General features: G+C 71.4%; 25 protein-coding genes, 1 pseudogene and 1 riboswitch. Of the genes and pseudogenes, 22 read left to right on the forward strand and 4 right to left on the reverse strand.

Annotation, left to right across the window (positions count from 1 at the left end):
- The first annotated feature begins 39 nt into the window (after nt 1-39).
- The 8 genes from BM237_RS17745 (at nt 40) to BM237_RS17780 (ending at nt 6557) form a co-directional block, all read left to right on the forward strand.
- A complete protein-coding gene (locus tag BM237_RS17745; protein ID WP_093850669.1) occupies nt 40-2319 on the forward strand; it encodes a phage/plasmid primase, P4 family in 2280 nt (759 codons plus the stop codon).
- Nucleotides 2320-2948: 629 nt separating this feature from the next.
- A complete protein-coding gene (locus BM237_RS29355) occupies nt 2949-3149 on the forward strand; it encodes a helix-turn-helix transcriptional regulator (RefSeq protein WP_281253937.1) in 201 nt (66 codons plus the stop codon).
- The gene (locus BM237_RS17755; RefSeq protein ID WP_093850671.1) at nt 3146-3442 is read left to right on the forward strand and encodes a hypothetical protein; all 297 of its coding nucleotides are present in this window, start codon (nt 3146-3148) and stop codon (nt 3440-3442) included. The genes BM237_RS29355 and BM237_RS17755 overlap by 4 nt, the downstream gene beginning before the upstream one ends.
- A complete protein-coding gene (locus BM237_RS17760; RefSeq protein WP_175541050.1) occupies nt 3435-3965 on the forward strand; it encodes a helix-turn-helix domain-containing protein in 531 nt (176 codons plus the stop codon). The genes BM237_RS17755 and BM237_RS17760 overlap by 8 nt, the downstream gene beginning before the upstream one ends.
- On the forward strand, nt 3952-4329 hold the full coding sequence (locus tag BM237_RS17765) for a hypothetical protein (protein ID WP_139238125.1): 378 nt from the start codon (nt 3952-3954) through the stop codon (nt 4327-4329). The genes BM237_RS17760 and BM237_RS17765 overlap by 14 nt, the downstream gene beginning before the upstream one ends.
- 84 nt (nt 4330-4413) lie before the next feature.
- Nucleotides 4414-4890 (forward strand): hypothetical protein, encoded by a 477-nt coding sequence (locus tag BM237_RS17770; protein ID WP_093850673.1) that lies wholly within the window; start codon nt 4414-4416, stop codon nt 4888-4890.
- Nucleotides 4891-4974: 84 nt separating this feature from the next.
- A complete protein-coding gene (locus BM237_RS17775; protein ID WP_093850674.1) occupies nt 4975-5940 on the forward strand; it encodes an MFS transporter in 966 nt (321 codons plus the stop codon).
- Nucleotides 5941-6113: 173 nt separating this feature from the next.
- A complete protein-coding gene (locus tag BM237_RS17780; RefSeq protein ID WP_093850675.1) occupies nt 6114-6557 on the forward strand; it encodes a hypothetical protein in 444 nt (147 codons plus the stop codon).
- A gap of 204 nt (nt 6558-6761) precedes the next feature.
- Here BM237_RS17780 and BM237_RS17785 read toward each other — a convergent pair whose 3' ends face one another.
- A complete protein-coding gene (locus BM237_RS17785) occupies nt 6762-7064 on the reverse strand; it encodes a hypothetical protein (protein WP_139238126.1) in 303 nt (100 codons plus the stop codon).
- A 287-nt stretch (nt 7065-7351) separates the two neighbouring features.
- On the opposite strand from BM237_RS17785, the gene BM237_RS17790 reads away from it, so the two are divergent.
- The 5 genes and pseudogenes from BM237_RS17790 to BM237_RS17810 all read left to right on the forward strand — a co-directional run bounded on the left by BM237_RS17790 (nt 7352) and on the right by BM237_RS17810 (nt 11878).
- Nucleotides 7352-7810 carry a hypothetical protein gene (locus BM237_RS17790; RefSeq protein ID WP_093850677.1) on the forward strand — a complete coding sequence of 153 codons (459 nt, stop codon included), beginning with the start codon at nt 7352-7354 and terminating at the stop codon, nt 7808-7810.
- Between the two features lie 86 nt (nt 7811-7896).
- Nucleotides 7897-9810, forward strand: coding sequence for a recombinase family protein (locus BM237_RS17795; RefSeq protein WP_245793724.1), 1914 nt, complete (start codon nt 7897-7899; stop codon nt 9808-9810).
- Nucleotides 9777-10154, forward strand: a pseudogene (locus BM237_RS17800) (DNA-processing protein DprA); the annotation flags it as partial. The gene BM237_RS17795 and the pseudogene BM237_RS17800, both read left to right, overlap by 34 nt.
- Before the next feature lie 269 nt (nt 10155-10423).
- Nucleotides 10424-11266 carry an RNA polymerase sigma factor WhiG gene (whiG, locus tag BM237_RS17805; RefSeq protein ID WP_093850679.1) on the forward strand — a complete coding sequence of 281 codons (843 nt, stop codon included), beginning with the start codon at nt 10424-10426 and terminating at the stop codon, nt 11264-11266.
- 54 nt (nt 11267-11320) lie between these two features.
- Entirely contained in the window at nt 11321-11878 is a 558-nt protein-coding gene (locus BM237_RS17810; RefSeq protein ID WP_093850680.1) for a TetR/AcrR family transcriptional regulator, read from the forward strand.
- Here the strand turns inward: BM237_RS17810 and BM237_RS30550 are convergent.
- On the reverse strand, nt 11832-12686 hold the full coding sequence (locus BM237_RS30550; RefSeq protein WP_425443706.1) for a murein hydrolase activator EnvC family protein: 855 nt from the start codon (nt 12684-12686) through the stop codon (nt 11832-11834). The two genes, BM237_RS17810 and BM237_RS30550, sit on opposite strands and share 47 nt — an antisense overlap.
- A 353-nt stretch (nt 12687-13039) precedes the next feature.
- Between BM237_RS30550 and rpsB the strand changes: the two genes are divergently transcribed.
- The 9 genes from rpsB (at nt 13040) to BM237_RS17860 (ending at nt 23121) form a co-directional block, all read left to right on the forward strand.
- On the forward strand, nt 13040-13963 hold the full coding sequence (rpsB, locus tag BM237_RS17820; protein ID WP_093850682.1) for a 30S ribosomal protein S2: 924 nt from the start codon (nt 13040-13042) through the stop codon (nt 13961-13963).
- 115 nt (nt 13964-14078) lie between these two features.
- Entirely contained in the window at nt 14079-14915 is an 837-nt protein-coding gene (gene tsf, locus BM237_RS17825; protein WP_093850683.1) for a translation elongation factor Ts, read from the forward strand.
- Between the two features lie 183 nt (nt 14916-15098).
- The gene (gene pyrH, locus BM237_RS17830) at nt 15099-15869 is read left to right on the forward strand and encodes a UMP kinase (RefSeq protein WP_093850753.1); all 771 of its coding nucleotides are present in this window, start codon (nt 15099-15101) and stop codon (nt 15867-15869) included.
- A 172-nt stretch (nt 15870-16041) separates the two neighbouring features.
- Nucleotides 16042-16599, forward strand: coding sequence for a ribosome recycling factor (frr, locus tag BM237_RS17835; RefSeq protein ID WP_093662313.1), 558 nt, complete (start codon nt 16042-16044; stop codon nt 16597-16599).
- A 21-nt stretch (nt 16600-16620) separates the two neighbouring features.
- Nucleotides 16621-17796, forward strand: a complete 1176-nt coding sequence (locus BM237_RS17840; protein WP_425443707.1) for a phosphatidate cytidylyltransferase — start codon at nt 16621-16623, stop codon at nt 17794-17796.
- Nucleotides 17797-17994: 198 nt separating this feature from the next.
- The gene (gene rlmN / locus BM237_RS17845) at nt 17995-19101 is read left to right on the forward strand and encodes a dual-specificity RNA methyltransferase RlmN (RefSeq protein ID WP_093850685.1); all 1107 of its coding nucleotides are present in this window, start codon (nt 17995-17997) and stop codon (nt 19099-19101) included.
- An 85-nt stretch (nt 19102-19186) separates the two neighbouring features.
- Nucleotides 19187-19322, forward strand: a riboswitch (TPP riboswitch).
- Nucleotides 19317-20411: a thiamine ABC transporter substrate-binding protein gene (locus BM237_RS17850; RefSeq protein ID WP_093850754.1), complete on the forward strand. Its 1095-nt coding sequence runs from the start codon at nt 19317-19319 to the stop codon at nt 20409-20411. (Overlaps the previous riboswitch by 6 nt.)
- Nucleotides 20387-22081: an ABC transporter permease gene (locus BM237_RS17855; protein ID WP_425443709.1), complete on the forward strand. Its 1695-nt coding sequence runs from the start codon at nt 20387-20389 to the stop codon at nt 22079-22081. The genes BM237_RS17850 and BM237_RS17855 overlap by 25 nt, the downstream gene beginning before the upstream one ends.
- Before the next feature lie 2 nt (nt 22082-22083).
- Complete coding sequence (locus BM237_RS17860; RefSeq protein ID WP_093850687.1) at nt 22084-23121, forward strand: ABC transporter ATP-binding protein; 1038 nt, start codon at nt 22084-22086, stop codon at nt 23119-23121.
- Between the two features lie 89 nt (nt 23122-23210).
- On the opposite strand, the gene BM237_RS17865 is transcribed toward BM237_RS17860, so the two are convergent.
- Both BM237_RS17865 and BM237_RS17870 read right to left on the reverse strand, forming a co-directional pair.
- Nucleotides 23211-24455 carry a hypothetical protein gene (locus BM237_RS17865; protein WP_093850688.1) on the reverse strand — a complete coding sequence of 415 codons (1245 nt, stop codon included), beginning with the start codon at nt 24453-24455 and terminating at the stop codon, nt 23211-23213.
- Entirely contained in the window at nt 24437-25186 is a 750-nt protein-coding gene (locus BM237_RS17870) for an ABC transporter ATP-binding protein (RefSeq protein ID WP_093850755.1), read from the reverse strand. The genes BM237_RS17865 and BM237_RS17870 overlap by 19 nt, the downstream gene beginning before the upstream one ends.
- Nucleotides 25187-25203: the final 17 nt, after the last annotated feature.

Below are 25203 nucleotides of genomic sequence, written 5' to 3' on the forward strand. Positions count from 1 at the left end.
CCAAACCAGCCCGGGGGTCAGAGAGAAAGCGACACCCCCATGAAAACCCAGACCTTCCCCTCTGCGCAAGCGCAGGACGAGGTGCCTCAGCACGACACCAGCCGCGCCGCGTACTTCGCTGATCTGGGCTTCGGCGTGGTGCCGATGCCGACCAACAAGAAGATGCCGACCTACAAGGGCTGGCCGGACCTCGCCATGACCGACCCGGAAGAGGTCGAGGAGATGTGGCGGTCGTTCGCGCCGCACGGGTGGCAGAACATCGCGCTGACCCTGGCGAACTTCACCGTCGTGGACGTCGACCCCAAGAACGGCGGCACGGCCTCGCTGGCCAAGCTGGAGGCCGACTACGGATCGTTGCCGCTGACCCGGACCCACCACACGGCATCCGGACCCGACAGCCTCCACTTCATCTACCGGGCCGACCCCGCCCGGCCGCTCAAGAGCGCGCCACTCGACCCGGGCCGGTACCCCGGCATCGACATCAAGACCGGGCGCGGGTCGCTGATCGTCGCACCCGGGTCGGTGATCGGCGGGAAGCGGTACGAGGTGGTCAGCGACCGCGAGCCCATCGTGGCCCCTCCGTGGCTCTCGGAGATCCAGCAGGCCGCCCGGCACCCGGGCGGGTCCTCCGTGCGCTCCCGTACCCCGTCCCGGGCCGCCGCGACCCCTGCGGGGAGCCACCCCGGCGGCGCGAGCCTGGCGGAGCTGCGCGCGCTACCGCCGGACCACCCCGGGCGCGATAACGCCTGGCTGTGCCGGGTGGCCGGGCACCTCGCCCGCAAGCACACCGACTACGACACCTACCTCCGTGAGCTGCGCGAGATCGACAGCGAATCCGAGGTGCCTCACGAGGAGGACCGATTCATGAAGACCGCCCGTTCGATCTGGGAGCGCGAGCAGGCCAAGGAGCAGCCGAAGATCAGCGCGCCGACCGCTGACAGGCCCAAGTCGATTCTGTGGCACCACGATCACACCGACCTGGGCAACGGGCGGCGACTCCGTGACCTCCACGGCGAGGACATGCGCCACGCCCCCGGGTGGGGCTGGCTGACCTGGGACGGTCGACGGTGGGCGCGCGGTGACGGCCAGGCCCGGCGGTTCATGCACAACGTGGCCGACAAGATCTCCGAGGCGATCGAGGAGATGGAAGAGAAGCAGCGCGGCGAGGACCTGATGCGCTGGTTCGGCCGATCCTGCTCCGGGCCGGGCATCAGCGCTGCGCTCAGTGAGGCGTCGGTGATGCTGCCGATCGAGACGGAGATCTCAGACTTCGACGCCGACCCGTACAAGCTGCTCGTCGGTAACGGCGTGGTGGACTTGCGGACGGGCGAGCTGCTGCCGGTTGACCGGAAGTACCTGCTGACCCGGGGCACGACGGTCGAGTACGACCCGAACGCCAAGTGTCCGATGTGGATGGACTTCCTCGGCTGGGCCTTTCAGGGCGACATCGAGATGATCGAGTACATCCAGCGCATGTTCGGGATGTGCCTGATCGGCAACAACGCGCACCAGGTCGCGTTCTTCCTGTACGGGCCTGGTCGGTCGGGCAAGACCACCCTGACGCGAGTGTTGTCGAGGCTGCTCGGTGACTACGCCACCTCGGCCGATCTCAGCGTCTTCAACGAGTCGAGCAGCGGACACAACGAGCCCTTGGCCCGGCTGGCGGGTGCGCGGCTGGTCGTGTTCTCCGAGACCCGGCAGGGCCAGCGCATCAACGAGGCGCAGTTCAAGAAGTTCACGGGCGAGGACACCCTCACGGCCTCGTACAAGAACAAGAGCTGGTTCGAGTTCCTGCCCGCGTTCACGCCGGTCATGTTCGGTAACGCTCAGCCGTCCATCGCCTTCGACTCCGGCGTCGAGCGACGCATGAAGGTCATCCCGATGCGAGCGCAGATCAGCGACGGCCAGAAGAACCCGAAGCTGGTCGAACAGATGATGCTGAACGAGGGTCCGGCCATCATGGCGTGGGCGGTCGAGGGGGCCCGGCTGGCAGCAGCCGAGAGCTTCGTGCCTGACCCGCCCCAGGTCGCCCAGGCGGTCAAGGAGTACAAGCGCGAGAACGACCACATCGGCGACTTCATCGAAGAGTGCTTGGTCTTCACCGAGGGAGCCACCGTGGCCAGCGACGTGATCTGGGTCCGGTACACGGCGTGGGTGCAGGCGGGCGGCGTGGACTTCGTGAAGAAGGCCGACGACCGGGCCGGTAAGAGCCTGCTGGTCCGGATGCTCAAGACCTGGAGCATCGAGAACGGAACGCCCATCGAAACCTTCAAGTCCAGCAACGTACGGAAGCTGCGCGGGGTCGCCCTGAGCGAGTGACCCGCAGGACGCGGGCGCGGGTGGAGCAGTCGGCCACCCGCGCCCCCGTTGCGTGTCCGGGTACTTGCGTCTCGCACAAGGTACATAGGTACGGGCTAGGTACGTTCCGGAGCCGCTTACTGCCAAAAAAGAAGCTAGGGCGATTCGGTTCTGGGTGTACCTAGCCCGTACCTATGTACCTTGTCGGCCGCGCAAGTGCCGGACCCCCCGGTGGCCTCTCGTGGGATCTTGGCGGGTCGGGAGGGCTGAGGGCCGGGACGGTATCTCCGAGGGCCCGGGAGAGCAGGGCCGGGCCCGGACGCCCGGAGCCACCCCACGAGGCCACGGGAGATACCACCGGAGGCCACGACGACACCAGCGCGCGGCGCGCGGCGTGGCTGGCAGGGCTCCGCGGCTGTCACGAGTCGTTTCAGAGCGAACACGGGAAGTGCGGCCGGCGGGGTTGACCGCCAACACAACGAAGCCCCCTCAAGCAATGCCTGAGGGGGCTTCGCCGCCGTCAACGACCCTTCCGACCGGTGGAGACAGTTCCAGTAAAAGCCACGGCGGCGGTGGCCGCAATGCTTTGCGGAAAACGCAACCCCCGAATGGTATTTTGTGCGGCCCTCCGCACGTGCTGGAATTTTTACATGGACGGAGCGAGCATCCGGGAGCTTCGACATTCCCGGGGCATGACGCAAGAGGAATTCGCCGCAGCGGTGGGAACCTCGCGGTTCATGGTGAACCGGTGGGAAGCCGGAGTTCACCGACCGAACCTCGAAAGTCTCAAGAAGATCGCGCAGGCGACCGGAAAGCCACTCGGTGAAATCGTGGAGGAGGTGAAGAAATGAGCGAGTACGTGATGGCAGAAAGCGGGTGGGTGTCGATCGACAGCGGAACAGCGGCCAGCGTCGACTGGTGGCAGATCGACAGCCAGGGCGTGACGCCGATGACCAAGGGACCGGAAGGCGCGTACGGCCAGACCCCCGCCGCCGCCACGGTGGTCCGAGCCAGCGGCATGGACGCGCTGCGGATCGCCACCATGCAGAAGCTGGTGAAGCTGGCCGGGCAGGCCACCACCACCCGGCAGCTCGACGCCATCGAGCAGGCGGCAGCCGTGGTCATGAGGGGGCCGCGTGGCTGACGAGGTGGCGCAGGCGCAAGGACCGGTACAGGGTCGCGCGTGGGAAGTGGTACGCCTGATCGGTCAAGGGTTCGGCCGGAACGAGATCGCCCGAATGACCGGGGTGTCCACAGCGACCGTTTCCCGAATCGCTCAGCGCAACGGCCTGAGCTTTGACCGCACCCAGACCGAGAAGGCTCTCAAGGCCCGAATTGCCGACCTCAATCTGAGGCAGGCCGGGCTGGCCGAATCGCTGGCGGACCGGGTGGCCATCGCCATTGCTTACCTCGACGCTTCGGCCAATTACCGAGACTGGGCTTTCGCCTCCAAGGCGATTGGCGACCTGACTCAGGCTTACATCCGAATGAAGCCGCAGCGCGACGAGGGTGCCGACCTCGAAGACACCAAGGACTTCCTTGTTGACCTCAAGAAGCAGCTCGGCGCGGTACGCGACGACTTCGAGCGAATGCACGGCGTCCCGTTCGACAGCGACGAGGCCAAACGAATCATCAACCAGGAGGACAGCAGCAATGACGAATCGTGAATTCAGCCAGGTCGTGCAGGGCCCGATGACGCCGGACGGCCCGAGCGTGGACGACCTGCGGGCACAAATGCACGGCGGACAGGTGGCCGGGCGGTTCTTCACCTCCGGCGACGCCGGGCGGGTGCACACGGCCACCGTCACCAACGGCCAGTCGGAGGACGGCGACGGCACCGTGACCGACGAGGAGATGGCCCGGTACCGGCGGGTCGCCACCCACCAGGGTCGGCGCGAGGCACCCGACGAGCGCAGCCACGTCCTGAGCCGCGACCCGCTCACCGGCCAGATGGTGCGCACCTACGCCGACGGCACCACCGAGGCCGTGGACGAGCAGGCCCGGCGCGCGGCCCGGCGCGGCGAGGACTGACACAGACCGGCACCCGGCACGGGTGTGGTCGTACCCGTGCCGAGCCGCACCCGAGCGCAACGAGAGACACAGGAGAAGCAACCGATGAACGCAGACCCGATGACCCGCGCCCGGCAGGCGATCGAGGCCGAGGAGGCCGCCCGGCTGGAAGCCAAGGCCGAAGAGATCGCCGCCGCCGACGAGCGCGCCCGGCAGGCCGCCGAGCGTGAAGCCCAGCGCGAGAAGCTCAAGGCGGATGCTGAGGCCGCCATGACGGCCGAGGGCATCACGCTGCCCGACCTGGCCCGGAAGTTCGACGCGGCGGTTGCCGCCCTGGCCGACCTGGCCCGAGCCGCCTGCAACCGCAACGAGGTGATCCGGCAGCACGCGGCTGGCCTGGAGGCCGCCCAGCTCCCCAACGCTCAGCGGACCCCCGCGCCGGAGCTGCTGGCCAGGGCGGTGGTCGTGGCCGCCAGCGAGGTCGGCACCGTCGACAACGGTCTGAACCGTCTGGCCAGCGACCTGCGTGCGCACTCCGGCCCGCTGGCCCGGCTGACGCCCGTCGAGCGCGCCGACCGCTGACGCGGCCCAAGACACAGAAGCGGCCACCCCGTCACGCCTGCAAGCCAAGGCGGGGTGGCCACCCACACAGACAAGGAAACCACGGTGAAGTTCCGCACTGAAACCCGCATTCGACGGGTCGAGAAGGTCGTCGACGGCAAGGTGCACGAGGTCGATCAGAAGTACAAGGTCGAGGTGCCGGTGCCGCCGCGCGACCTTGACGCCACGGTCCTGCGAGCGGTCACGGTCGGCACCTGCCTGGTGGTGGCGGGGGCGGTGGCCTGGTCGACGGTCAGCATCGGCGATCTGCTGAGCCAGGCCGCCCCCACGTGGGTCAGCTACCTGGTTGCCGCCGTGTTCGACCTCGCGTGGATCGGCTGCCTGGCGGTGGAGTGGCTGGCCCGGTTCGACCAGCGCAGGGCCAGGCTGCCGAAGGTCGCCGGTTGGGTGGCGCTGGCGGTGTCGATGGCGGCCATCTTCACGCACGGCGCGCTGGCCGGGTCGATGTGGGTCGGCGTGTTCGGCGCGCTGGTGTCGGCCATCGCCAAGGGCATGTGGTTCGTGGTCATGCGGCACCAGACGTGCGAACTGGACGACGAGACGCGGCAGTGGGTCGAGGCCGAGCGCAGCGAGGTCAACGGCCAGCGCGCTCTGGCGGCCATCACCCGGCAGCTCAACCGGACCCGGGCCGCGACCGCCGACGAGCTGGCCGCCCTGGACTCCGGCCGGATGCTGGTGTCCGCCCGGACGGACAGTGTCCGGACGCCGGACGGACGCCGGACGGACACCCCGGACACGGTGTCCGGACAGCCGGACACCCGGATTCCCGCACCCGCTCTGACCGGCCCGGACGCCCGGACGGACACGCCGGACGCCCTGTCCGCTCTGGCCAAGGAGGCGTCCGGCCCGGCGGACCTCGTCCGGACACTGTCCGGACACGGTGTCCGGCTGGACGAGGTGGCCACGGTGGCCGCTCGTCTGCGGCCCGACATGAACGCCGACAGCATCCGGCGCACCGCCAAGCGCATGCAGGAGAAGCAGGGCCAGCCCATGCAGGGCGGCTACGCCTGAGCCCGGGAGGCCGGGATACCTCGTCCCGGCCTCCCGTGGGGTCTCGGAGCGCACAGAAGACCGCCCCGGGGCCCCGGGCCCGGCCCACCCACGAGAGGCCGCCGGAGATACCACGGAAAGCCCCGGCCGGCCCGACCTTAACGACCCGCGCAGAGAAGCAGAGGACCACAGACATGACCACCACCAAGGCGTTCCGGCCGGAATTCCGGACCCGCGACGGACGGAAAGTCAGCTTCGCCGCCTCGTACACCCACGACACCGCCGCCAAAAGGCGGGCCGGACTGACCAAAGCCGGGCGGCCGAAGGTGGCCACGGTGGGCGCTGGCACGATCGTCCGGCGGCCTCGGCGGTGGATTCCGTGGGCGGTATTCGGCGCGAATTCCGCAGCCATCGGCGGCACGCACGCGGTGGCCGAGCTGGGCCCCGTGGTGGGTGGGGGAGCGGCGGTCGGAGTGGTGTACGTCGGGTACAAGGCCGCCCGCTGGACGGCGGGGGAGGTGGCCTACTGGTCGGTGAAGCTCCGGCAGATCAGAGGCCGCCAGCAGGTGGCCGAGGAGGCCGTCCCCGCCCAGCGCATCCCGGCGGACACGGTCGCCTACCCGGACCCCGCGCGGTAACGAGCCGTAGTTGGAAACTGTGAATTGTAAGTGTGGCTGCGGCCCTCCCCGCCCCCTGCGTGCCCAGGCACGGGGGGCATGGGGGAGGGCTGCGGCTGTGTCACACTCACACTTCACAATTACGAGAAGTGACAGACGCGGTGGTAATTGAATAGTCGGCCATCGGCTTGAGCAGGCCCATGCCGGGCACCTGCTTGTGCCGGGTCAGTGGCTTTCTTGCACCACCAACTGGAACTCGACATCGCTGGTGTTCACCACGTCGGTGCCGTTGTTGAACAGCACGTACAGCGGGGTGGTGTCGCTGTAGACAGCGTTGGTCTCGCTGCCGGACTGCGAGGTGTCGCCCTGGTTGCCCGTGGTGTACGCCAGGCTGCCAGCGGCGGAGGTCGGGCGCACGGTCAGGGCTTCTATCCAGGTCGAGCCGATCTTGTAGGCCAGCCCGGCCGACTGCTCGCCGCTGGTCGCTGCTGCCATGTCGGTGGGGTTGTAGGCCCGGAATGCCAGCACCCGGCCGATCGTGGACGGGCCACCGCCGGGCGACGGCACCGCGATGCTGTGCACCTCGCCGTGTGTGTATTCGGTCAGGGCGAGCGTGAATGAATGAGTGCGAATGTTCGGCATGATGAACCCTCCTGGGAAGCGACTGCGCCAAGACAAGTGAAGCAGTCGCGGATTTCCGCTGCCAGATAAAGCCCATTCCGTATCCCCACTTGTGTCTGGCGCAAATCGGCTGATTGAATGGAATTCCCGGCGAGCGCCGGGTTTTTTGATTTCGCCGAAAAGGGAGTTTTGAAATGGCCGCCAAGACCGCCGCCGAGCCGACCGCCTGCACCTGCTCGCAGTTCGAGGCTGACGGCAAGACCACCGGTTGCACCGCCACCACCGCCCGGCTGTTCGCCCCCGGCCACGACGCCAAGCTCAAGTCGTTCCTGATCCGGGCGGGGGCCGAGGGCCACCAGGTGACCCGCACCGACGCCAGCGGCCACCGCACCATCACCAGCGCCGCCGACGCGGCCAAGGGGTTCAAGTTCGCCTACATGATCACCAGCGGCATCAAGCGCGCCCAGGACAAGGCCGCCGCCAAGAAGGACAAGGGCACGGGCCGAAAGAAGGTCGCCACCAAGAAGCCGCAGGTCGTGACCGCCAAGGTCGGCCGGTGGCTGCGCACCGGGGTCATCGAGGGCGACGAGTTCGTCTACACCGACGCCAGGGGCAACGAGCGCCGGACCGCCAAGTTCACCGTCCAGGGCTGATCAGCGGCCGGGCGGTGGGTGGAGCCACCGCCCGGCCGGACCGCTGAGCAACAAGGAGACCCAGCAGCATGCACACCCAGGGAACCATGCGGGCGGCCATCTACGCCCGCGTCAGCACCGACGAGCAGACCAGAGGGTTCGGCCTCGGCATCCAGGAGGAGGCAGGCCGGAAGTACGCCGACAGCCGGGGGTGGTCGGTCGTCGACGTGTACAAGGATGAGGGCGTGTCGGGGTCGCTGGCCCAGCGGCCGGAGTTCGACCGGTTGATCGCCGACGCCCGAGCTGGCCGCATCGACGCCGTGATCGTGCACCGCTTCGACCGCGTCGCGCGCACGGTCGGCACCTTCTACCGGCTGGCCGAGACGCTCAAAGAACACGAGGTCGGCATCGCGTCGGTCACCCAGGACATCGACACCACTTCCACGGGCGGCAAGGCCATGCTCGGTGTGCTGGCCACGTTCGCCGAGATGGAGTGGAACACCATCCGGGAGCGGACACAGGGCGGGTTGCAGAAGAAGGCCGAGGCAGGCGGGTGGCCGGGAGGTCAGCCGCCGTACGGCTACCGGATCGAGGGCAAGGGCAAGCGCGGGTCGCACCTGGTCATAGACGACCGTGAAGCCGAGGTTCTGCGGGAAGCGCGCCGGATGCTCGTTGAAGAGGGACTGTCCACGCCCGACGTGGCTGCCCGGCTGAACGCGCAGGGGCTCATGACCAGGTCCGGCCGACCGTGGAGCTACGGCAACCTGCGCAACAAGCTGGTGTCGCCCGCCGTGACCGAAGCCAAGGTCATTTTCCGGAACGCCAGCCGCACGGGGTCGGGGCACTCGGTCAAGGTCGGCAAGGACGGCACCCCCAGGCACGGCGAGTCGGTCACCATCGGGCTGCCGCCGATCTTCACGCCTGACGAGGCGGCCGAGCTGCGCCGGGCGCTGGGGCAGTCGGCCACCGGCAAGCCCAAACCGCAGGCCAGCGTCTACCCGTTGTCGACGCGGCTGTACGGGTTGTGCGGGTCGCATTACAGCGGGATGCGCCGCCCCGGTGGCCGCAAGTACAGGTGCAGTGGTCGCCGGCCTAAATTTGAAGGGGCTCCGGTGTGCGACTGCGAGATGATCGACGCCGACGCGGTGGAGGCCGCCGTGTGGGGCGACGTGGTCAAGCTGCTGAGCGACCCCGACCGCCTCAAGACCATGGCAGCCGAGTGGGTGGGGCTCGCCGGTAGCGACCAGGCCACCCACGCCGACCGCATCGCGGACCTCGACCGCCAGATCAGGGAGCGGCAGGACGCCCTGAACCGCGCGGTCGAACAGCAGATCAGAGCCGACAGCGCAGCCCTGGCCACCGCGCTGCGGGCTGCCGTCACCAAGCTGGCCGAGGAGGTCGAGCAGCTCCAGGAGATGCGGGCCGAGGCCGAGGCGTGGCAGGCCGAGTCAGCCGCCGCCGAGCAGCGCGCCCGGGACCTGGAGACGCTGGCCACCGTGGCGCGTGACCGGCTGGCCGACATGACCCCGACCGAGCAGGCCGAGGTGCTGGCGTTGCTGGACGTGCGGGTCACGGTCACCGGGCCGACGCCGAAGACGCAGGTCGGGCAGGCGTGCGGGCTGGCTCAGTGGTTTGTGGACCACGGGCGGCTGGTGCCGGGGCCGCTGACCGATGAGGCGTGGGCCAAGGTCGAGCCGATCGTGAAGGCGTGGGAGCCGTCGAACCACCGGCTTCTTGACCACCGCCGCGTGATTGACGGGGTGCTGTTCAAGCTGCGGACCGGGTGCACGTGGCGCGAGGTCCCGGCCGAGTACGGCAAGTGGTCGGCGCTGCACACCCGGGCGTTCCGGTGGCTGCGGGCGGGGGTGTGGGCCGACCTTATTAATGCGCTGCCGAATGAGGGGACGCCCGTGCCTGCCGCCGTGCCGCCGCTGCGGATCGAGGGGCGGGTGGACCCGCGCACCCTGGCCGGGCGTGACGACAGCGGGGACCTGGCTGCATCGGTGTCCCCGGCCCGGTGACCAGCGGGCTGTCGGCGGGCGTCCACCAGCTCCTGCGCGGTGAGGGCATCGTCGTCACCGACGCCGCCGAGATCGTCGAGCTGGTCGGCGCGATCGGCGAACTGGCCCCCGAGAAACGCGGGCCCATGGTGCCGCGCGACCTGCTGTCCCCGGAGGCGGCACGCGTTCTGGAGGCGCTGCCCGCCCGGGGTGCGCTCGGCGTCGAGTCGGTGGCGCGCGCCGCCGCTCTCGCGGAGGACCGCGTGCTCGTCCGCCTCCAGGAACTGCGGTCACTGGGATTCCTCGAACGTGTCGGTGACTACTGGCAGTTGGCCAGAGCGGCCAACCAACACACCAACAGGTGACGAGGCGGTCCTTGACCCGGGGCGATCGAGTGAAAGGGTGAGAGGCATGATCGCTGAACGCTTCATTCCGCATGGCCCGGCCGCGCCGTTCCGGCCACCGGGGTAACCCCGGGGTGCGGGCAGCGGAACGTATCTGCGCATGCCCGACCGGCCGCCACTCGCACTGAGCGACGCCGCAGTCACGCTACGCTCCGAAGGTTCCCGGCCCCTTCGTACGCCACTCACCGGCGTCAGCGCACAGATCACGGCAGAACGGCTCAAGACGACGCATGCCCCATCACATCCCCGGGCCCGACCGCACGGCCACGGCAGAACCGACTGCGGCCGACGACGCCGCACGCCCTGCCCCGCCCGGATCGCTCGACGAACTGTGGCGGTCGTACAAGTGCACGGGCGACGAGCGACTGCGGGAACAGCTGATCCTTCACTACTCGCCCCTGGTCAAGTACGTGGCCGGACGCGTCAGTGTCGGCCTGCCCGCCAACGTGGAGCAGGCCGACTTCATCTCCTCCGGGGTCTTCGGGCTGATCGACGCCATCGAGAAGTTCGACCCGGGCCGCTCGATCAAGTTCGAGACCTACGCCATCACCCGCATCCGCGGAGCCATGATCGACGAACTGCGGGCGCTCGACTGGATTCCCCGCTCGGTGCGGCAGAAGGCCCGTGCGTTCGAGCGTGCCCACGCCGCGCTGGAGGCGACGCTGCGGCGTACACCGTCGGAGGCCGAGGTCGCGGACGAGATGGGGATCCCGCTGGAGGAGCTCCACGGGATCTTCAGCCGGCTGCCGCTGGCCAACGTGGTCGCTCTGGAGGAGGTGCTCCACAGCGGCGCGGAGGGCGGCGACCGGCTGAGCCTCATGGACACCCTGGAGGACACGGCCGCCGACAACCCCGTCGAGATCGCCGAGGACCGAGAGCTGCGACGGCTGCTGGCCCGGGCGGTCAACACCCTGCCCGAACGCGAGAAGACCGTGGTGACCCTCTACTACTACGAAGGGCTCACCCTCGCCGAGATCGGGCAGGTGCTCGGGGTCACGGAGAGCAGGGTCAGCCAGATCCACACCAAGTCCGTACTGCAGCTTCGGGCCAAGCTCGCCGATGTCGGTCGCTGAACCGGTACCGCCCTCCCTACAGTGGGACCCGTGCCCAGGATTCGAGCGGCCTCCGTGGCCGAGCACCGGACGATGCAGCGCGACGCCCTGCTGGAGGCAGCACGATCCCTGCTGTCCGAGGGCGGCACGGAGGCGCTGACCTTCCCCGCGCTGGCGGCCCGCACGGGACTGGCGCGCTCCTCCGTCTACGAGTACTTCCGCTCCCGCGCCGCCGTCGTCGAGGAGTTGTGCGCCGTCGACTTCCCCGTCTGGGCGGCGGAGGTGGAGGACGCCATGGAGCGGGCCGACACCCCCCAGGCGAAGGTGGAGGCCTATGTGCGGCGGCAGCTTGCCCTGGCCGGCGACCGGCGCCACCGGGCCGTCGTGGCCATCTCGGCCGGCGAGCTGGACCCCGGAGCCCGGGAGAAGATCCGTGCGGCCCACGGCGGACTGATCACCATGGTGGTGGACGCCCTCGCGGCCCTCGGCCACGACGAGCCGCGGCTGACGGCCACTTTGCTGCAGGGCGTCGTGGACGCCGCGGTCCGCCGTATCGAGCTGGGCGCCGCCGAGGACCCGGACCGGATCACGCGGGCCGCCGTGTCGATGGCGCTCCACGGAGTCGCGGGCTGAGTCCCTTCCCTCCGTCCGCCCCGCCCTTTCGCCGGGCGCCGTGTTCGTTCCCCCGGGAGGGTCTCTCCGCGCGAGGCCGGACGTGGCGGTGCCGGGCCCAGAACGCGGCCACGGCCAGGACCAGTGCCGTCCCCACCCCGGGCGGACCGGCGGACGGGGAGCTCTGGGCGGCCGCCGTCCGGATCGCGTCGTCCCGCCCGCTCTCCGGTTCCCCCGGAAGCGGAACCCCCAGCACCGGAAGGAGCCGGGAGGGGCCGCGGTCGAGCAGATAGAGCGGATCCAGGTAGGCGTCACCGCGGCGCAGCCCCCAGTGCAGGCACCCCGCCGGGCAGTGGAAGCCGTCCGCCTCCAGCACACCCACCACATCCCCCGCCGCGACTCGGTCGCCCTCGCGTACCCGTGCGCCGACCGGCTCGTACGTCGTACGCAGCGGAGGGGATCCCGTGCCCGCGAGTTCGACCGAGACCACCCCGCGCCCGGCGACCTCCCCCGCGAACGAGACCCGGCCCGCGGCCACCGCGCGCACCGGCTCCCCGGGACGAGCCACCAGGTCCACACCGCGATGGCCGGCCGACCACCGCCGGGGCGGCGGCTCCCAGCCGCGTCCGACCGCCCCCGGCACCGGCCTGACCCGGCCGGAGCCGGACGGGCCGTCCCCGGGAGCGGCACGGGCCGCGGCCGTCCCCGCGGTGAGGAGCGGCAGCACCAGGCAGGGCAGCACCAGACAGAGCGGCAGGAGGAGGGGCAGGCAGAGCGACATGCAAAAGGGCGTGCGGCGCGGCGGCGCGGCGCGGATTCGGCGTCCCATGAGCACAGCGTGGCGCGAAGGCACGGGGCGCGGAGGATCTCGGACGAGGGCTGTGGAGTACCGGCCGGCTGTGGACAACCGCGTCACCCGGTCCGGGGACGACACCACCCGTCGCGGCGGCACCCGCGCCCCACGCGTGTCGCCCGCCGCTTCCCCGGTCCCGTACACTTCTGGTGCGATCCGGGTCACCGGATCGACTTCGCACGCCCCGCCGCCTTCCACGGGCGGCAGCGCATCTCGGTCCTCGAAAACGGTCTCCGGGCCGCCAACTTCGCAGGCAAGCGCATCAGGGCGTCAGGAGCGGCGGCCGTCCGGCCGCCGTGTACAACCGAGTGATCCAAGGAGATACGGCCATGGCCGTCGTCACGATGCGGGAGCTGCTGGAGAGCGGCGTCCACTTCGGGCACCAGACCCGCCGCTGGAACCCGAAGATGAAGCGCTTCATCTTCACCGAGCGCAACGGCATCTACATCATCGACCTGCTCCAGTCGCTGTCGTACATCGACCGCGCCTACGAGTTCGTCAAGGAGACCGTCGCCCACGGCGGCTCCATCATGTTCGTCGGAACCAAGAAGCAGGCCCAGGAGGCCATCGCCGAGCAGGCCACGCGCGTGGGCATGCCCTATGTCAACCAGCGCTGGCTCGGCGGCATGCTGACCAACTTCTCGACCGTCCACAAGCGCCTGCAGCGCCTGAAGGAGCTCGAGCAGATCGACTTCGAGGACGTGGCCGCCTCCGGCCTCACCAAGAAGGAGCTCCTGGTCCTCTCCCGCGAGAAGGCCAAGCTGGAGAAGACCCTCGGTGGTATCCGCGACATGCAGAAGGTGCCCAGCGCCGTCTGGATCGTGGACACCAAGAAGGAGCACATCGCCGTCGGTGAGGCGCGCAAGCTCAACATCCCGGTCGTCGCGATCCTCGACACCAACTGCGACCCGGACGAGGTCGACTACAAGATCCCGGGCAACGACGACGCGATCCGCTCCGTCACCCTGCTCACCCGTGTGATCGCCGACGCCGTCGCCGAGGGCCTCATCGCCCGCTCCGGTGCCGCCGGCGAGGGCAAGGGCGAGAAGGCCGCGGGCGAGCCGCTCGCCGAGTGGGAGCGCGAGCTGCTCGAGGGCGACGCCCAGAAGGCCGCCGAGTCCAAGGAGGGCGAGGCCCCCGCCGAGGCTCCGGCCGCCGCCGAGGCTCCGGCCGCCGCCGAGGCCGCCGAGGCTCCGGCCACCGAGGAGCAGGCCGCCCCCGCCGAGGGCGAGAAGCCGGCCGAGCAGGCCTGACCGACGCCACAGGTGGTACGGCCGGGGGCAGTGCCATGAGCGCCGCCCCCGGCCGCATGCCCGTCCCGTAGATCGATCCATCCTCATCGACCTTCCGAGAAGAGATTCACCGACCATGGCGAACTACACCGCCGCTGACGTCAAGAAGCTCCGCGAGCTCACCGGCGCCGGCATGATGGACTGCAAGAAGGCGCTGGACGAGGCCGAGGGCAACGTCGACAAGGCCGTCGAGATCCTCCGCGTCAAGGGCCAGAAGGGCGTCGCCAAGCGCGAGTCCCGCACCGCCGAGAACGGCGCCGTCGTCTCCCTGATCGCCGACGACAAGAAGTCCGGTGTGCTGGTCGAGCTCAAGTGCGAGACCGACTTCGTCGCCAAGGGCGACAAGTTCCTCGCCGTCGCCGACGCCATCGCCGCCCACGTCGCCGCCACCTCCCCGGCCGACATCGAGGCGCTGCTCGCCTCCGAGATCGAGCCCGGCAAGAGCGTCCAGGTGTACGTGGACGAGGCCAACGCCACTCTCGGCGAGAAGATCGTCCTCGACCGCTTCGCGCAGTTCTCCGGCGGCTACGTGGCCGCCTACATGCACCGCACCAGCCCGGACCTGCCCCCGCAGGTCGGCGTCCTGGTCGAGCTGGAGCAGGAGAACGCCGAGGTCGCCAAGGACGTGGCGCAGCACATCGCCGCGTTCGCGCCGAAGTTCCTCTCCCGCGAGGACGTCCCGGAGGAGACCGTCGCGAACGAGCGCCGTGTCGCCGAGGCCACCGCGCGTGAGGAGGGCAAGCCCGAGCAGGCCCTGCCCAAGATCGTCGAGGGCCGCGTGAACGGCTTCTTCAAGGAGAGCTGCCTCCTGGACCAGCCCTTCGCCAAGGACAACAAGAAGTCCGTCCAGAAGATCCTGGGCGAGGCCGGTGTCACGCTGAAGCGCTTCGCCCGCTTCCGCGTCGGCGCCTGATCCGTAGGCCCGCTCCCGGTTAGGGTCGGGTTAACGGGGGCCCGTCCCGGTGCGTGACGCACTGAGCGCAGGCGTGTACGGACCGGACGACCGCAGTTGTGACGAGGAGGCCATTGCCGCTTTCGGGGACCGAGAGGAACCATCGGCAATGGCCTCCTCACGCGTGTGCACGAGGAGATCCGCATGAAACAGGGCAACGACCCCGGAGGCAAAGCCTCCGACAAGGACCACGACCGCCGCCGCTTCCTGCTGAAGCTCTCCGGTGAGGCGTTCGCCGGCGGCGGAGGGCTCGGAGTCGACCCCGACGTCGTGCACAAGGTCGCCCGCGAGATCGCAGCCGTGGTCCGTGACGGCGCCGAGATCGCCGTCGTCATCGGCGGCGGTAACTTCTTCCGCGGCGCAGAGCTCCAGCAGCGCGGCATGGACCGGGCCCGGTCCGACTACATGGGCATGCTCGGCACGGTCATGAACTGCCTCGCCCTCCAGGACTTCCTGGAGAAGGAGGGCATCGACTCCCGTGTGCAGACCGCCATCACCATGGGTCAGGTCGCCGAGCCGTACATCCCGCTGAGGGCCGTGCGGCATCTGGAGAAGGGGCGCGTGGTCATCTTCGGCGCCGGCATGGGCATGCCGTACTTCTCCACCGACACCACCGCCGCCCAGCGAGCCCTGGAGATCGACGCCGAGGCGCTGCTGATGGGCAAGAACGGCGTGGACGGCGTCTACGACTCCGACCCGGCGACCAACCCCGACGCGGTGAAGTTCGACGCCCTGGAGTACGGCGAGGTCATCGCCCGCGAGCTGAGGGTGGCCGACGCCACCGCCATCACCCTCTGCCGCGACAACAAGCTCCCGATCCTCGTCTTCGAGTTGCTGGCCGAGGGGAATATCGCCAGGGCGGTCCGGGGTGAGAAGATCGGCACGCTGGTGAGCGACCAGGGCTCCCGGGCCTGACGCCCACGGCGGACACGAAACGACGTCCGTACGGGAGCCGCCGCACACGGCACCGTACGGCAACTCCGTGCCGCACGATGGGCACGGTACGGGGATGGACAACAGCCTGCCGGTCGGACACCGTGCAGGAATCAGGGCTTTCCGGCTCAATTCATCGAACCAGGAGCACGTGGTGATCGAAGAGACCCTCCTCGAGGCCGAGGAGAAGATGGAGAAGGCGGTCGTCGTCGCCAAGGAGGACTTCGCCGCGATCCGCACCGGCCGTGCGCACCCGGCGATGTTCAACAAGATCGTGGCCGACTACTACGGCGCGATGACCCCGATCAACCAGCTCGCGTCGTTCTCGGTGCCCGAGCCGCGCATGGCCGTGGTCACCCCGTTCGACAAGAGCGCGCTGCGCAACATCGAGCAGGCCATCCGTGACTCCGACCTCGGCGTCAACCCCTCCAACGACGGCAACATCATCCGCGTCGTCTTCCCGGAGTTGACCGAGCAGCGCCGCCGGGAGTACATCAAGGTCGCCAAGGGCAAGGCCGAGGACGCCAAGATCTCCATTCGCAGCGTCCGCCGCAAGGCCAAGGAGGCCATCGACAAGGCCATCAAGGACGGCGACATCGGCGAGGACGAGGGCCGCCGCGCGGAGAAGGAGCTCGACGACACCACCTCCAAGTACGTCACGCAGGTGGACGAACTGCTCAAGCACAAGGAAGCCGAGCTTCTCGAGGTCTGAGGTTTCGAGGCTGCGATTTTCGTGAACGACTCATCCTGGGGAGCACCACCGTCGGGCGCCGGGCCCTCCGGTCGCCCCGGCCACCCCGCCCATCCCGGCCACTTCGGATACCGGAGCACCCCCGAACAGGGTTTCTCCTCCCCGCTTCGCGCAGAGGTGGCCCAGGCCCCGGCGGGTTACATGCACGAGGACGCCGAAGCGTCGCAGACTCGGCGTATGCCCATCGTGCCCGACGCCCCCGGCGGTGACCAGGACGATCGTGACGGCCGGGCGGCCGGGCGGCCGTTCGGCGGCCCCGCCCCCGGCGGCCGGCCCGGGCCGCGGACCGGTCCCGGAGCGGAGCCCGCGGCCCCCTCGCCCAGGGGCCGTTCCTCGGGCCGTAAGCGGGCGGGCCGCGACCTGCGCGCCGCGATAGGGGTCGGCCTGGGGCTGGGTGCCGTCATCATCGCCTCGCTCTTCGTCTACAAGCACGTCTTCGTCGGTGTGATCGTCGCCGCCGTCGTGGTCGGGCTGTGGGAGCTGACCTCCCGTCTCGCCGAACGCAAGCAGATCAGTGCGCCGCTGGTGCCGCTGGCCGTCGGCGGCGCCGCGATGGTCGTCGCCGGTTACGTCCGCGGCGCGGAGGGTGCCTGGGTGGCCACCGCACTCACCGCGCTGGCCGTACTGGTGTGGCGGATGACGCAGGACCCCGCCCAGTATCTGCGGGACGTCACCGCCGGTGTCTTCGCCGCCTTCTACGTCCCTTTCCTGGCCACCTTCGTCGCCATGATGCTCGCCGCCGACGACGGCCCGCAGCGGGTGCTCACCTTCCTGCTGCTCACCGTCGTCAGCGACACCGGGGCGTACGCGGTCGGCTGGCGCTTCGGCACGCACAAACTCGCCCCGCGCATCAGCCCCGGCAAGACCCGTGAGGGCCTGCTGGGGGCGGTGGCCTTCGCGATGGCGGCGGGCGCGCTGTGCATGCACTTCCTCATCGACGGCGGCACCTGGTGGCAGGGCCTGCTGCTGGGCCTGGCCGCGGCCGTCAGCGCCACCCTGGGCGACCTCGGCGAGTCCATGATCAAGCGGGACCTGGGCATCAAGGACATGGGCAGTCTGCTGCCCGGCCACGGCGGCATCATGGACCGCCTGGACTCCCTGCTGCCGACGGCCCCCGTGGTCTGGCTGCTGCTGGTCGTCTTCGTCGGCGCGGGCTGACGGCCCGGCTGACGTCCCGTCCTCCGCGATGCTTCGGGGGCCGCCGCACCTGTGCGGCGGCCCCCGAAGCATCGCGGAGGACGGGATGCCGGGTGGTTACGCGCTCCGGCGAGGCGGCGTTCGCTCCGACCCCGGATACAGCCCCCGCGGCATCCGCGGCCCGGAGCGCCGGAGTCGATCTGCGACACTGGACGGGTTATGCCTGCACCCGGAGAACTCACCTTTGTCGCGCCGCGCGGGGCCGCCAGGCCGCCGCGGCACCTCGCCGACCTCGCCCCGGCCGAGCGGCGCGAGGCCGTCGCCGCGATCGGCGAGAAGCCGTTCCGCGCCCAGCAGCTGTCGCGGCACTACTTCGCCCGGTACGCCACCGACCCCGCCGCCTGGACCGACATCCCGGCCGCCGCGCGCGAGAGGCTGGCGGGAGAGCTGCTGCCCGAGCTGATGACCGTGGTGCGGCACGTCAGCTGCGACGACGACACCACCCGCAAGACGCTGTGGCGGCTGCACGACGGGACGCTGGTGGAGTCGGTGCTGATGCGCTACCCGGACCGGGTCACCATGTGCGTCAGTTCCCAGGCCGGCTGCGGCATGAACTGCCCCTTCTGTGCCACGGGACAGGCCGGGCTGGACCGCAACCTGTCCACCGCCGAGATCGTCCACCAGATCGTCGAGGGCATGCGCGCCCTGCGCGACGGCGAGGTGCCCGGAGGCCCCGCGCGGCTGTCGAACATCGTCTTCATGGGCATGGGCGAGCCGCTGGCCAACTACAAGCGGGTCATCGGCGCCATCCGCCGCCTCACCGACCCCGAGCCCGACGGCCTGGGCCTGTCCCAGCGCGGTATCACCGTCTCCACCGTCGGACTGGTCCCGGCGATCCACCGCCTGTCCGACGAGGGCCTCAGGTGCCGGCTGGCGGTCTCCCTGCACGCGCCCGACGACGAGCTGCGCGACACCCTGGTGCCGGTCAACACCCGGTGGAAGGTCCGCGAGGTCCTCGACGCGGCCTGGGAGTACGCCGAGAAGTCCGGCCGCCGTGTCTCCATCGAGTACGCCCTCATCCGGGACATCAACGACCAGGCGTGGCGAGCCGATCTGCTGGGCCGGCTGCTGGCGGGCAAGCGGGCGCACGTCAACCTCATCCCCCTCAACCCCACGCCCGGCTCCAAGTGGACCGCGTCCCGGCCCGAGGACGAGCGCGCGTTCGTCGCCGGGCTGGAGGCGCACGGCGTGCCGGTGACCGTCCGCGACACCCGCGGGCAGGAGATCGACGGCGCCTGCGGCCAGCTCGCCGCCACCGAGCGCTGAGGACGCGCCAGCCACTGGTACGGTGGCGATGACCTCAGCGGTCGCACACAGTAGCGAAACAAGCGGAACACCAGTACCGAAACAGCCAAACCGACAGGGGAGCGCGTACAGCGCTGAGAGTGCGGTGTCACCGGGAGAGGGCCGAGAGGCCGCCCGGGGAGCCGCAGACCCTCGGACCTGATCCGGTTAGTACCGGCGTAGGGAGTCAGAAGAAAGTGCACATCAAGTTCCGGCGCGCCCTGGGCGCCGCCGTCCTCGGCACGCTCACCCTCTCCACCCTCGCCGCGTGCGGCGGCTCGCAGTCCTCCGGGGACGGCGGGGAGGAGGGGAAGGGCGGCAGGACGGTCACCCTGGTCGCCCACGACTCCTTCGCGGCCTCCGACGCCGTGCTGGAGGAGTTCACCGAGAAGACCGGCTACAGGGTGAAGGTGCTGCGCGGCGGCGACGCCGGCTCCTCCCTCAACCAGGCGATCCTGTCCAAGGACAACCCGCAGGGCGACGTCCTCTTCGGCGTCGACAACACCCTGCTCTCCCGCGCCCTGGACAACGGCCTGTTCGCGCCGTACGAGGCGGAGGGCCTGGCGAAGATACCCGCGCGGTACCAGCTCGACGCCGGGGAGCACCGTGTCACCCCCGTCGACTCCGGCGACGTCTGCGTCAACTACGACCGCGCCTACTTCGAGGAGCGCGGCATCGCCCCGCCCGAGACCCTCGACGACCTCGCCGAGCCCGCCTACAAGGATCTGCTGGTCACCGAGAACGCCGCCACCTCCTCGCCCGGTCTGGGCTTCCTGCTGGCCACCGTCGCCGAGTACGGCGAGGGGTGGCAGGAGTACTGGAAGAAGCTGAAGGCCAACGGTGTCGAGGTCGTCGACGGCTGGGAGCAGGCGTACTACGACCGCTTCTCCGGCTCCTCCGGCGGCAAGGGCAAGGGCGACCGGCCGCTGGTGGTCTCCTACGCCTCCAGCCCGCCCGCCGAGGTCCTGGGCGCGGACCCCGCGCCCGAGCAGGCCCCCACCGGGGTGGCCACCGGCACCTGCTTCCGCCAGATCGAGTTCGCCGGACTGCTGAAGGGCGCGGACAACCCCGCCGGCGGCAAGGCGCTGCTGGACTTCATGACCGGCCGTTCCTTCCAGGAGGACCTGCCGCTGCAGATGTTCGTCAACCCCGTGCGCGAGGACGCGGAGCTGCCCGAGGTCTTCACCCGCTACGGCGAGACCGTCGACGAACCCCGCACCATGGCACCCGAGAAGATCGCCGAGAACCGCGAGGCGTGGGTCAAGGCGTGGACCTCGGCCGTCGTGAGGTGAGGACGGGCCTACGCGCGGGGACGGCGGCGCGCCTCGCGCTCGCGGCGGTGCCGGCCGTCTTCCTCGCGCTGTTCTTCGTCTACCCCGTCGCCGCCATCACCGCCCGCGGGCTGTACGACGGCGGGCGGTGGCGCCCGGACCGGATCGCCGCCGTCCTCACCGATCCCGACATCGTCGGCGTGGTGTGGTTCACGCTGTGGCAGGCGGTGGCCTCCACCGCGCTCACCCTGCTGCTGGCGCTGCCCGGCGCGTATGTGCTCGCGCGTCTGGACTTCCCCGGCCGGCGGATGCTGCGGGCGGCGGTCACCGTGCCGTTCGTGCTGCCCACCGTCGTCGTCGGCTCCGCCTTCCTGGCCCTGCTCGGCCGCGGCGGGCTGCTGGACCAGTGGTGGGGGGTGCGGCTGGACACCGGTGTCACCGCCATCCTGCTGGCCCACGTCTTCTTCAACTACGCGGTGGTCGTGCGCATCGTCGGCGGCCTGTGGGCGCAGCTCGACCCACGTCAGGAGGAGGCCGCACGGGTGCTCGGCGCGGGCCGGTGGACCGCCTGGCGCACCGTGACCCTTCCCGCGCTCGTCCCGTCGGTGGCCGCCGCCGCGCTGATGGTCTTCCTGTTCACCTTCACCTCCTTCGGCGTCGTCCAGATCCTCGGCGGCCCCCGCTACGCCACGTTGGAGGTGGAGATCTACCGGCAGACCGCCCAGCTGCTGGACCTGCCCACCGCCGCGGTCCTGACGCTGCTGCAGTTCGCCGCGGTCGCCGCCCTGATGGCCTTCCACTCCCGCGCCCTCCGCCGCCGCAGGACGGCCCTGGGCCTGGTCGACGCCGCCCGCACCGCCCGCCGCCCCCGCGGGGCCGGACAGCGGGCGCTGCTGGCCGGAGTGCTGGTCCAGATCGCCGTGCTGCTCCTGGCCCCGCTCGCCGTGCTCGCCGAGCGCTCCCTGAGCGGCCCCGACGGCTACGGGCTGCACCACTACCGCGCCCTGGGGTCGGCCGACGCGGCCGGCGGCACCTTCACCGTCGCCCCGCTGGAGGCGGTCGGCAACTCCCTGGCCTACGCGGCCACCGCCACGGCCGTCGCCCTGGCCGTCGGCATTCCGGCCGCGGTGGCCCTCACCCTGCGCGGTCCGGGAGGACGGGCCGGGCGGTTGCTGCGCGGCCTCGACGCGCTGCTGATGCTCCCGCTGGGCACCTCGGCGGTCACCGTCGGCTTCGGGTTCCTCATCGCGCTGGACGCCCCTCCGCTGGACCTGCGCTCGTCGTGGATCCTGGTCCCGCTCGCCCAGGCCCTGGTCGGCATCCCCTTCGTGGTGCGGACCCTGCTGCCGGTGCTGCGGGCCGTGGACGTCCGGCTGCGCGAGGCCGCCGCGGTGCTGGGCGCCTCGCCGCCGCGCGTGTGGCGCGAGGTCGACCTGCCGCTGGTGCGGCGGGCGCTGCTGGTCGCCGCGGGCTTCGCCTTCGCCGTCTCCCTGGGCGAGTTCGGCGCCACCGTCTTCATCGCCCGCGCCGACGCCCCCACCCTGCCCGTCGCCGTCGCCCGTCTGCTGGGCCGGGCCGGAGAGGCCAGCTACGGCCAGGCCATGGCGCTCAGCACGATTCTGATGCTGCTGTGCGCGGCGACCCTGCTGGCGCTGGAGGGCGCCCGCACCGACCGATCGGGGGAACTGTAGGGATGGCCTCGCTGCGACTGGACGGCGTCACCGTGCGCTTCGGTGAGCGCACCGCCCTGGACGCCGTCGACCTCGACGTCGCCGAGCACGAGATCGTCTGTGTGCTCGGCCCCTCCGGCAGCGGCAAGTCCACCCTGCTGCGGACCGTCGCCGGACTGACGGAGCCGGACGCCGGACGGGTGCTGCTCGCCGGCCGCGACCAGCGGGGTGTGGCTCCGCACCGGCGCGGGGTGGGCCTGATGTTCCAGGACCACCAGCTCTTCCCCACCCGCGACGTCGGCGGCAACGTCGCCTTCGGGCCGCGCATGCGCGGCGAGCCGCGCGCGGAGATCCGGGGGCGGGTGGCCGAACTACTGGAACTGGTCGGCCTGCCCGGGGCGCGGAAGCGGCCCGTGTCGGCTCTCTCCGGCGGCGAGCAGCAGCGCGTCGCGCTCGCCCGCGCGCTCGCGCCCCGCCCCGGCCTGCTGATGCTGGACGAGCCGCTGGGCCAGCTCGACCGTTCCCTGCGCGAGCGGCTCGTGGTGGAGCTGCGGCAGCTCTTCCGCCGCCTGGGCACCACCGTGCTGGCCGTCACCCACGACCAGGGCGAGGCGTTCGCGCTCGCGGACCGGGTGGTGGTGATGGAGGCCGGGCGGATCGCCCAGACCGGCAGCCCGGTGGACGTGTGGCTCCGGCCCGCCTCGGAGTTCGTCGCCCGCTTCCTGGGCTTCACCAACCTCGCCGCGGCGGTCGTGCGGGGGCGGATCGCGGACACCCCCTGGGGCGCGGTGCCCGTACCGCCCGGCGCGCCTCAGGGGCCGTGCACCCTGCTGGTGCGCCCCGCCGGAGTACGGCTCACGGACCCCGGCGGGGGACTGCCGTGCACCGTCACCGCCCGCACCCTGCGCGGCGGCGGCTCCTCGGAGATCTCCCTGCTGCTCGCACCCGAGCGCGGCCCCGCGCTGGAGGCGTCCTGCCCCCTGCACACGGCGCCCGACCCGGGCACCGCCGTGTCCGCGGCCTTCGACGCGGCCGAGGTGGTCGTCCTGCCCGCGCGGTGAGCGCGAACGGGGAGAAGTGGGGAAACAGGGGAAACGGGGAAAGCGGGGAAGGGGAACGGGCAGGGCGATGCGGTGCGGCAGGCCCGTCCTCACCGCACCAGCGGCATCGAGGCCAGCTCCGCGACCAGCCAGGCCGCCGACACCAGCACACCCAGCAGAGCCGCCACCCGCAGCGCGGCGGCGGCGCGCAGCAGCCGGCTCGGTACACCCAGCCGCCGCAGCCCGTCGTTGGCGGGAGCGCGGGCCGCACGGAACTCCGACGCCGCGCTCAGCGCGCCCGCCACCGCGCACACCACGACCACCGCCGCCCCCAGCGCGGCCAGCGGCCCCACGGCCGCCTCCCCGTCGCCGGGGACCGCTCCCGACCCGTGCAGCCGGACCGCGGTCAGGGCCCCCGCCGTCACCGCGCACAGCACTCCCGCCGGGTGGCCCACGCGCGGTGCCTCCTCACGCAGCACCCGGCCCGACAGCAGCCGCAGCACCCCCGGCCGGCCCGCCGCCAGCAGCAGCCCGCACAGATGGACCAGGCCCGGACCGGCCAGCACCAGCCCCGCGGCGATCAGCAGCCAGCCGGCCACGATCCCCGGTCCCAGGGCGTCCGGCGGGCCCGGCAGCGGCGCCCGCGGGCCGGCGGAGGCGATGAACCGCTCGGCGGCGTAGGTCTCCAGGGCCAGACCGGCCGCGGTGACCGCCACGCCCCAGGGCAGTCCGGCGGGCACCGGCGGCGGCCGGTGGGGGAGGACGGCGGGGGGTTCCGTCCGGTGGTCGCGGGGTGCCACCCGCATCCGGGCGGCCACCGCGCTCGCCCCGGCGGCGGCCAGCGGAGGCACCGCCAGCAGCGTCAGCGCCGCGGCCCGCGGCAGTGGGTGCCCGGCGCCCAGCAGTTCGCCCGCCGCCCCGGCCAGCGGCACCCTTTCCAGTGCCCCGCCGGGCGTGCCGCCGAGCGCACGGCCGAGCACACCGTCGAGCCCGCCGCGCAGATGGAGGAAGACCGGCAGGGCCAGTGCGCACCCCAGCGCGCAGTACAGGCCCGTGGTGAGCGCCGCCAGCAGCGGCAGCCGCGCGGGCCCCACCCCGACCGCGTCCAGCCCGGCCCGGGGGCGTACGCCCGGATCGCTGCGGACGGCGGCGACGGCCAGATGCGCACAGGCGGCCAGCGGCACCACGCACCACAGCAGCCGGACCGCCGCCGCGCCGGGCCGCTCCGGGTGGGCGACGGCATGGCCCAGGGCGCTCAGCAGCAGGAACCCCACGGCTCCGGCGGCGCAGGCGACCAGCGCCCGCCGTGCCAGCGCCGAGGGGTGAAAGGTGCGTACTAGGCGGAGAGCGAGCACGCTGCCCTGCCCTCCGGACCGGGCTTCACGGGCGCGTCCGTGGGCGCCGGGGCGTCGGCGCCCACCCGGCGGCCGTCCACGAGCGTGACCGCGCGGTCCGCCACGCCCGCCACCCTGGCGTCGTGGCTGGCCAGCACCACCGTGATCCCGTGCGAGCGGGCCGCGGTGGTCAGGGTGCGCAGCACCTGGGCGCGGTCCGCCTGGTGCAGCGGTGCGGTCGGCTCGTCGGCGAAGACCACCGCGGGGGAGTGCGCCAGCGCGCGGGCGATGGCCACCCGCTGCCGCTGCGCCTGCAGCAGCGCGCCCGGCCGGCTTCGGGCGCAGTGTCCGACATCCAGCCGCTCCAGCCACTCGCACGCCGTGCGGCGGGCCCGGCGCCGCCCGGTGCCCGACAGCAGCAGCGGCAGCGCGGCGTTCTCCCACACCGTCAGCTCCGGCAGGAGGTGGGGTTCGCCGCCGACCCAGCCGAAGCGGTCACGGCGCAGCCGCTCGCGGGCGGGCGCCGACAGGGTGTGCAGGGGGACTCCGTCGAACCACACCTCGCCCCGCGCGGGCACCAGTCGTCCCGACAGGCAGCCCAGCAGCGTGGACTTGCCGCAGCCGCGCGGTCCGGTGACGGACAGGACCTCGCCCTCGCGGACCTCGACGCACACGTCCAGCAACGCGGGCGAGCCCTCGTGCTCGTGGTGCAGCCCACGTGCCCAGAGCAGGTCCTCGGGTGCGGTCACCATGACGGGCACCTCCGCTC

Source organism: Streptomyces mangrovi, assembly GCF_900114215.1.
Classification (GTDB): Bacteria; Actinomycetota; Actinomycetes; order Streptomycetales; family Streptomycetaceae; genus Streptomyces; species Streptomyces barkulensis.

Bases quoted from the DNA above. Each gene is read 5' to 3' on its own strand.
- BM237_RS17745 (WP_093850669.1), top strand. From the start codon at position 40: ATGAAAACCCAGACCTTCCCCTCTGCGCAAGCGCAGGACGAGGTGCCT.
- BM237_RS29355 (WP_281253937.1), top strand. From the start codon at position 2,949: ATGGACGGAGCGAGCATCCGGGAGCTTCGACATTCCCGGGGCATGACG.
- BM237_RS17755 (WP_093850671.1), top strand. From the start codon at position 3,146: ATGAGCGAGTACGTGATGGCAGAAAGCGGGTGGGTGTCGATCGACAGC.
- BM237_RS17765 (WP_139238125.1), top strand. From the start codon at position 3,952: ATGACGAATCGTGAATTCAGCCAGGTCGTGCAGGGCCCGATGACGCCG.
- BM237_RS17770 (WP_093850673.1), top strand. From the start codon at position 4,414: ATGAACGCAGACCCGATGACCCGCGCCCGGCAGGCGATCGAGGCCGAG.
- BM237_RS17780 (WP_093850675.1), top strand. From the start codon at position 6,114: ATGACCACCACCAAGGCGTTCCGGCCGGAATTCCGGACCCGCGACGGA.
- BM237_RS17790 (WP_093850677.1), top strand. From the start codon at position 7,352: ATGGCCGCCAAGACCGCCGCCGAGCCGACCGCCTGCACCTGCTCGCAG.
- BM237_RS17795 (WP_245793724.1), top strand. From the start codon at position 7,897: ATGCGGGCGGCCATCTACGCCCGCGTCAGCACCGACGAGCAGACCAGA.
- whiG (WP_093850679.1), top strand. From the start codon at position 10,424: ATGCCCCATCACATCCCCGGGCCCGACCGCACGGCCACGGCAGAACCG.
- BM237_RS30550 (WP_425443706.1), bottom strand. From the start codon at position 12,686: ATGGGACGCCGAATCCGCGCCGCGCCGCCGCGCCGCACGCCCTTTTGC.
- rpsB (WP_093850682.1), top strand. From the start codon at position 13,040: ATGGCCGTCGTCACGATGCGGGAGCTGCTGGAGAGCGGCGTCCACTTC.
- tsf (WP_093850683.1), top strand. From the start codon at position 14,079: ATGGCGAACTACACCGCCGCTGACGTCAAGAAGCTCCGCGAGCTCACC.
- pyrH (WP_093850753.1), top strand. From the start codon at position 15,099: ATGAAACAGGGCAACGACCCCGGAGGCAAAGCCTCCGACAAGGACCAC.
- rlmN (WP_093850685.1), top strand. From the start codon at position 17,995: ATGCCTGCACCCGGAGAACTCACCTTTGTCGCGCCGCGCGGGGCCGCC.
- BM237_RS17860 (WP_093850687.1), top strand. From the start codon at position 22,084: ATGGCCTCGCTGCGACTGGACGGCGTCACCGTGCGCTTCGGTGAGCGC.
- BM237_RS17870 (WP_093850755.1), bottom strand. From the start codon at position 25,186: ATGGTGACCGCACCCGAGGACCTGCTCTGGGCACGTGGGCTGCACCAC.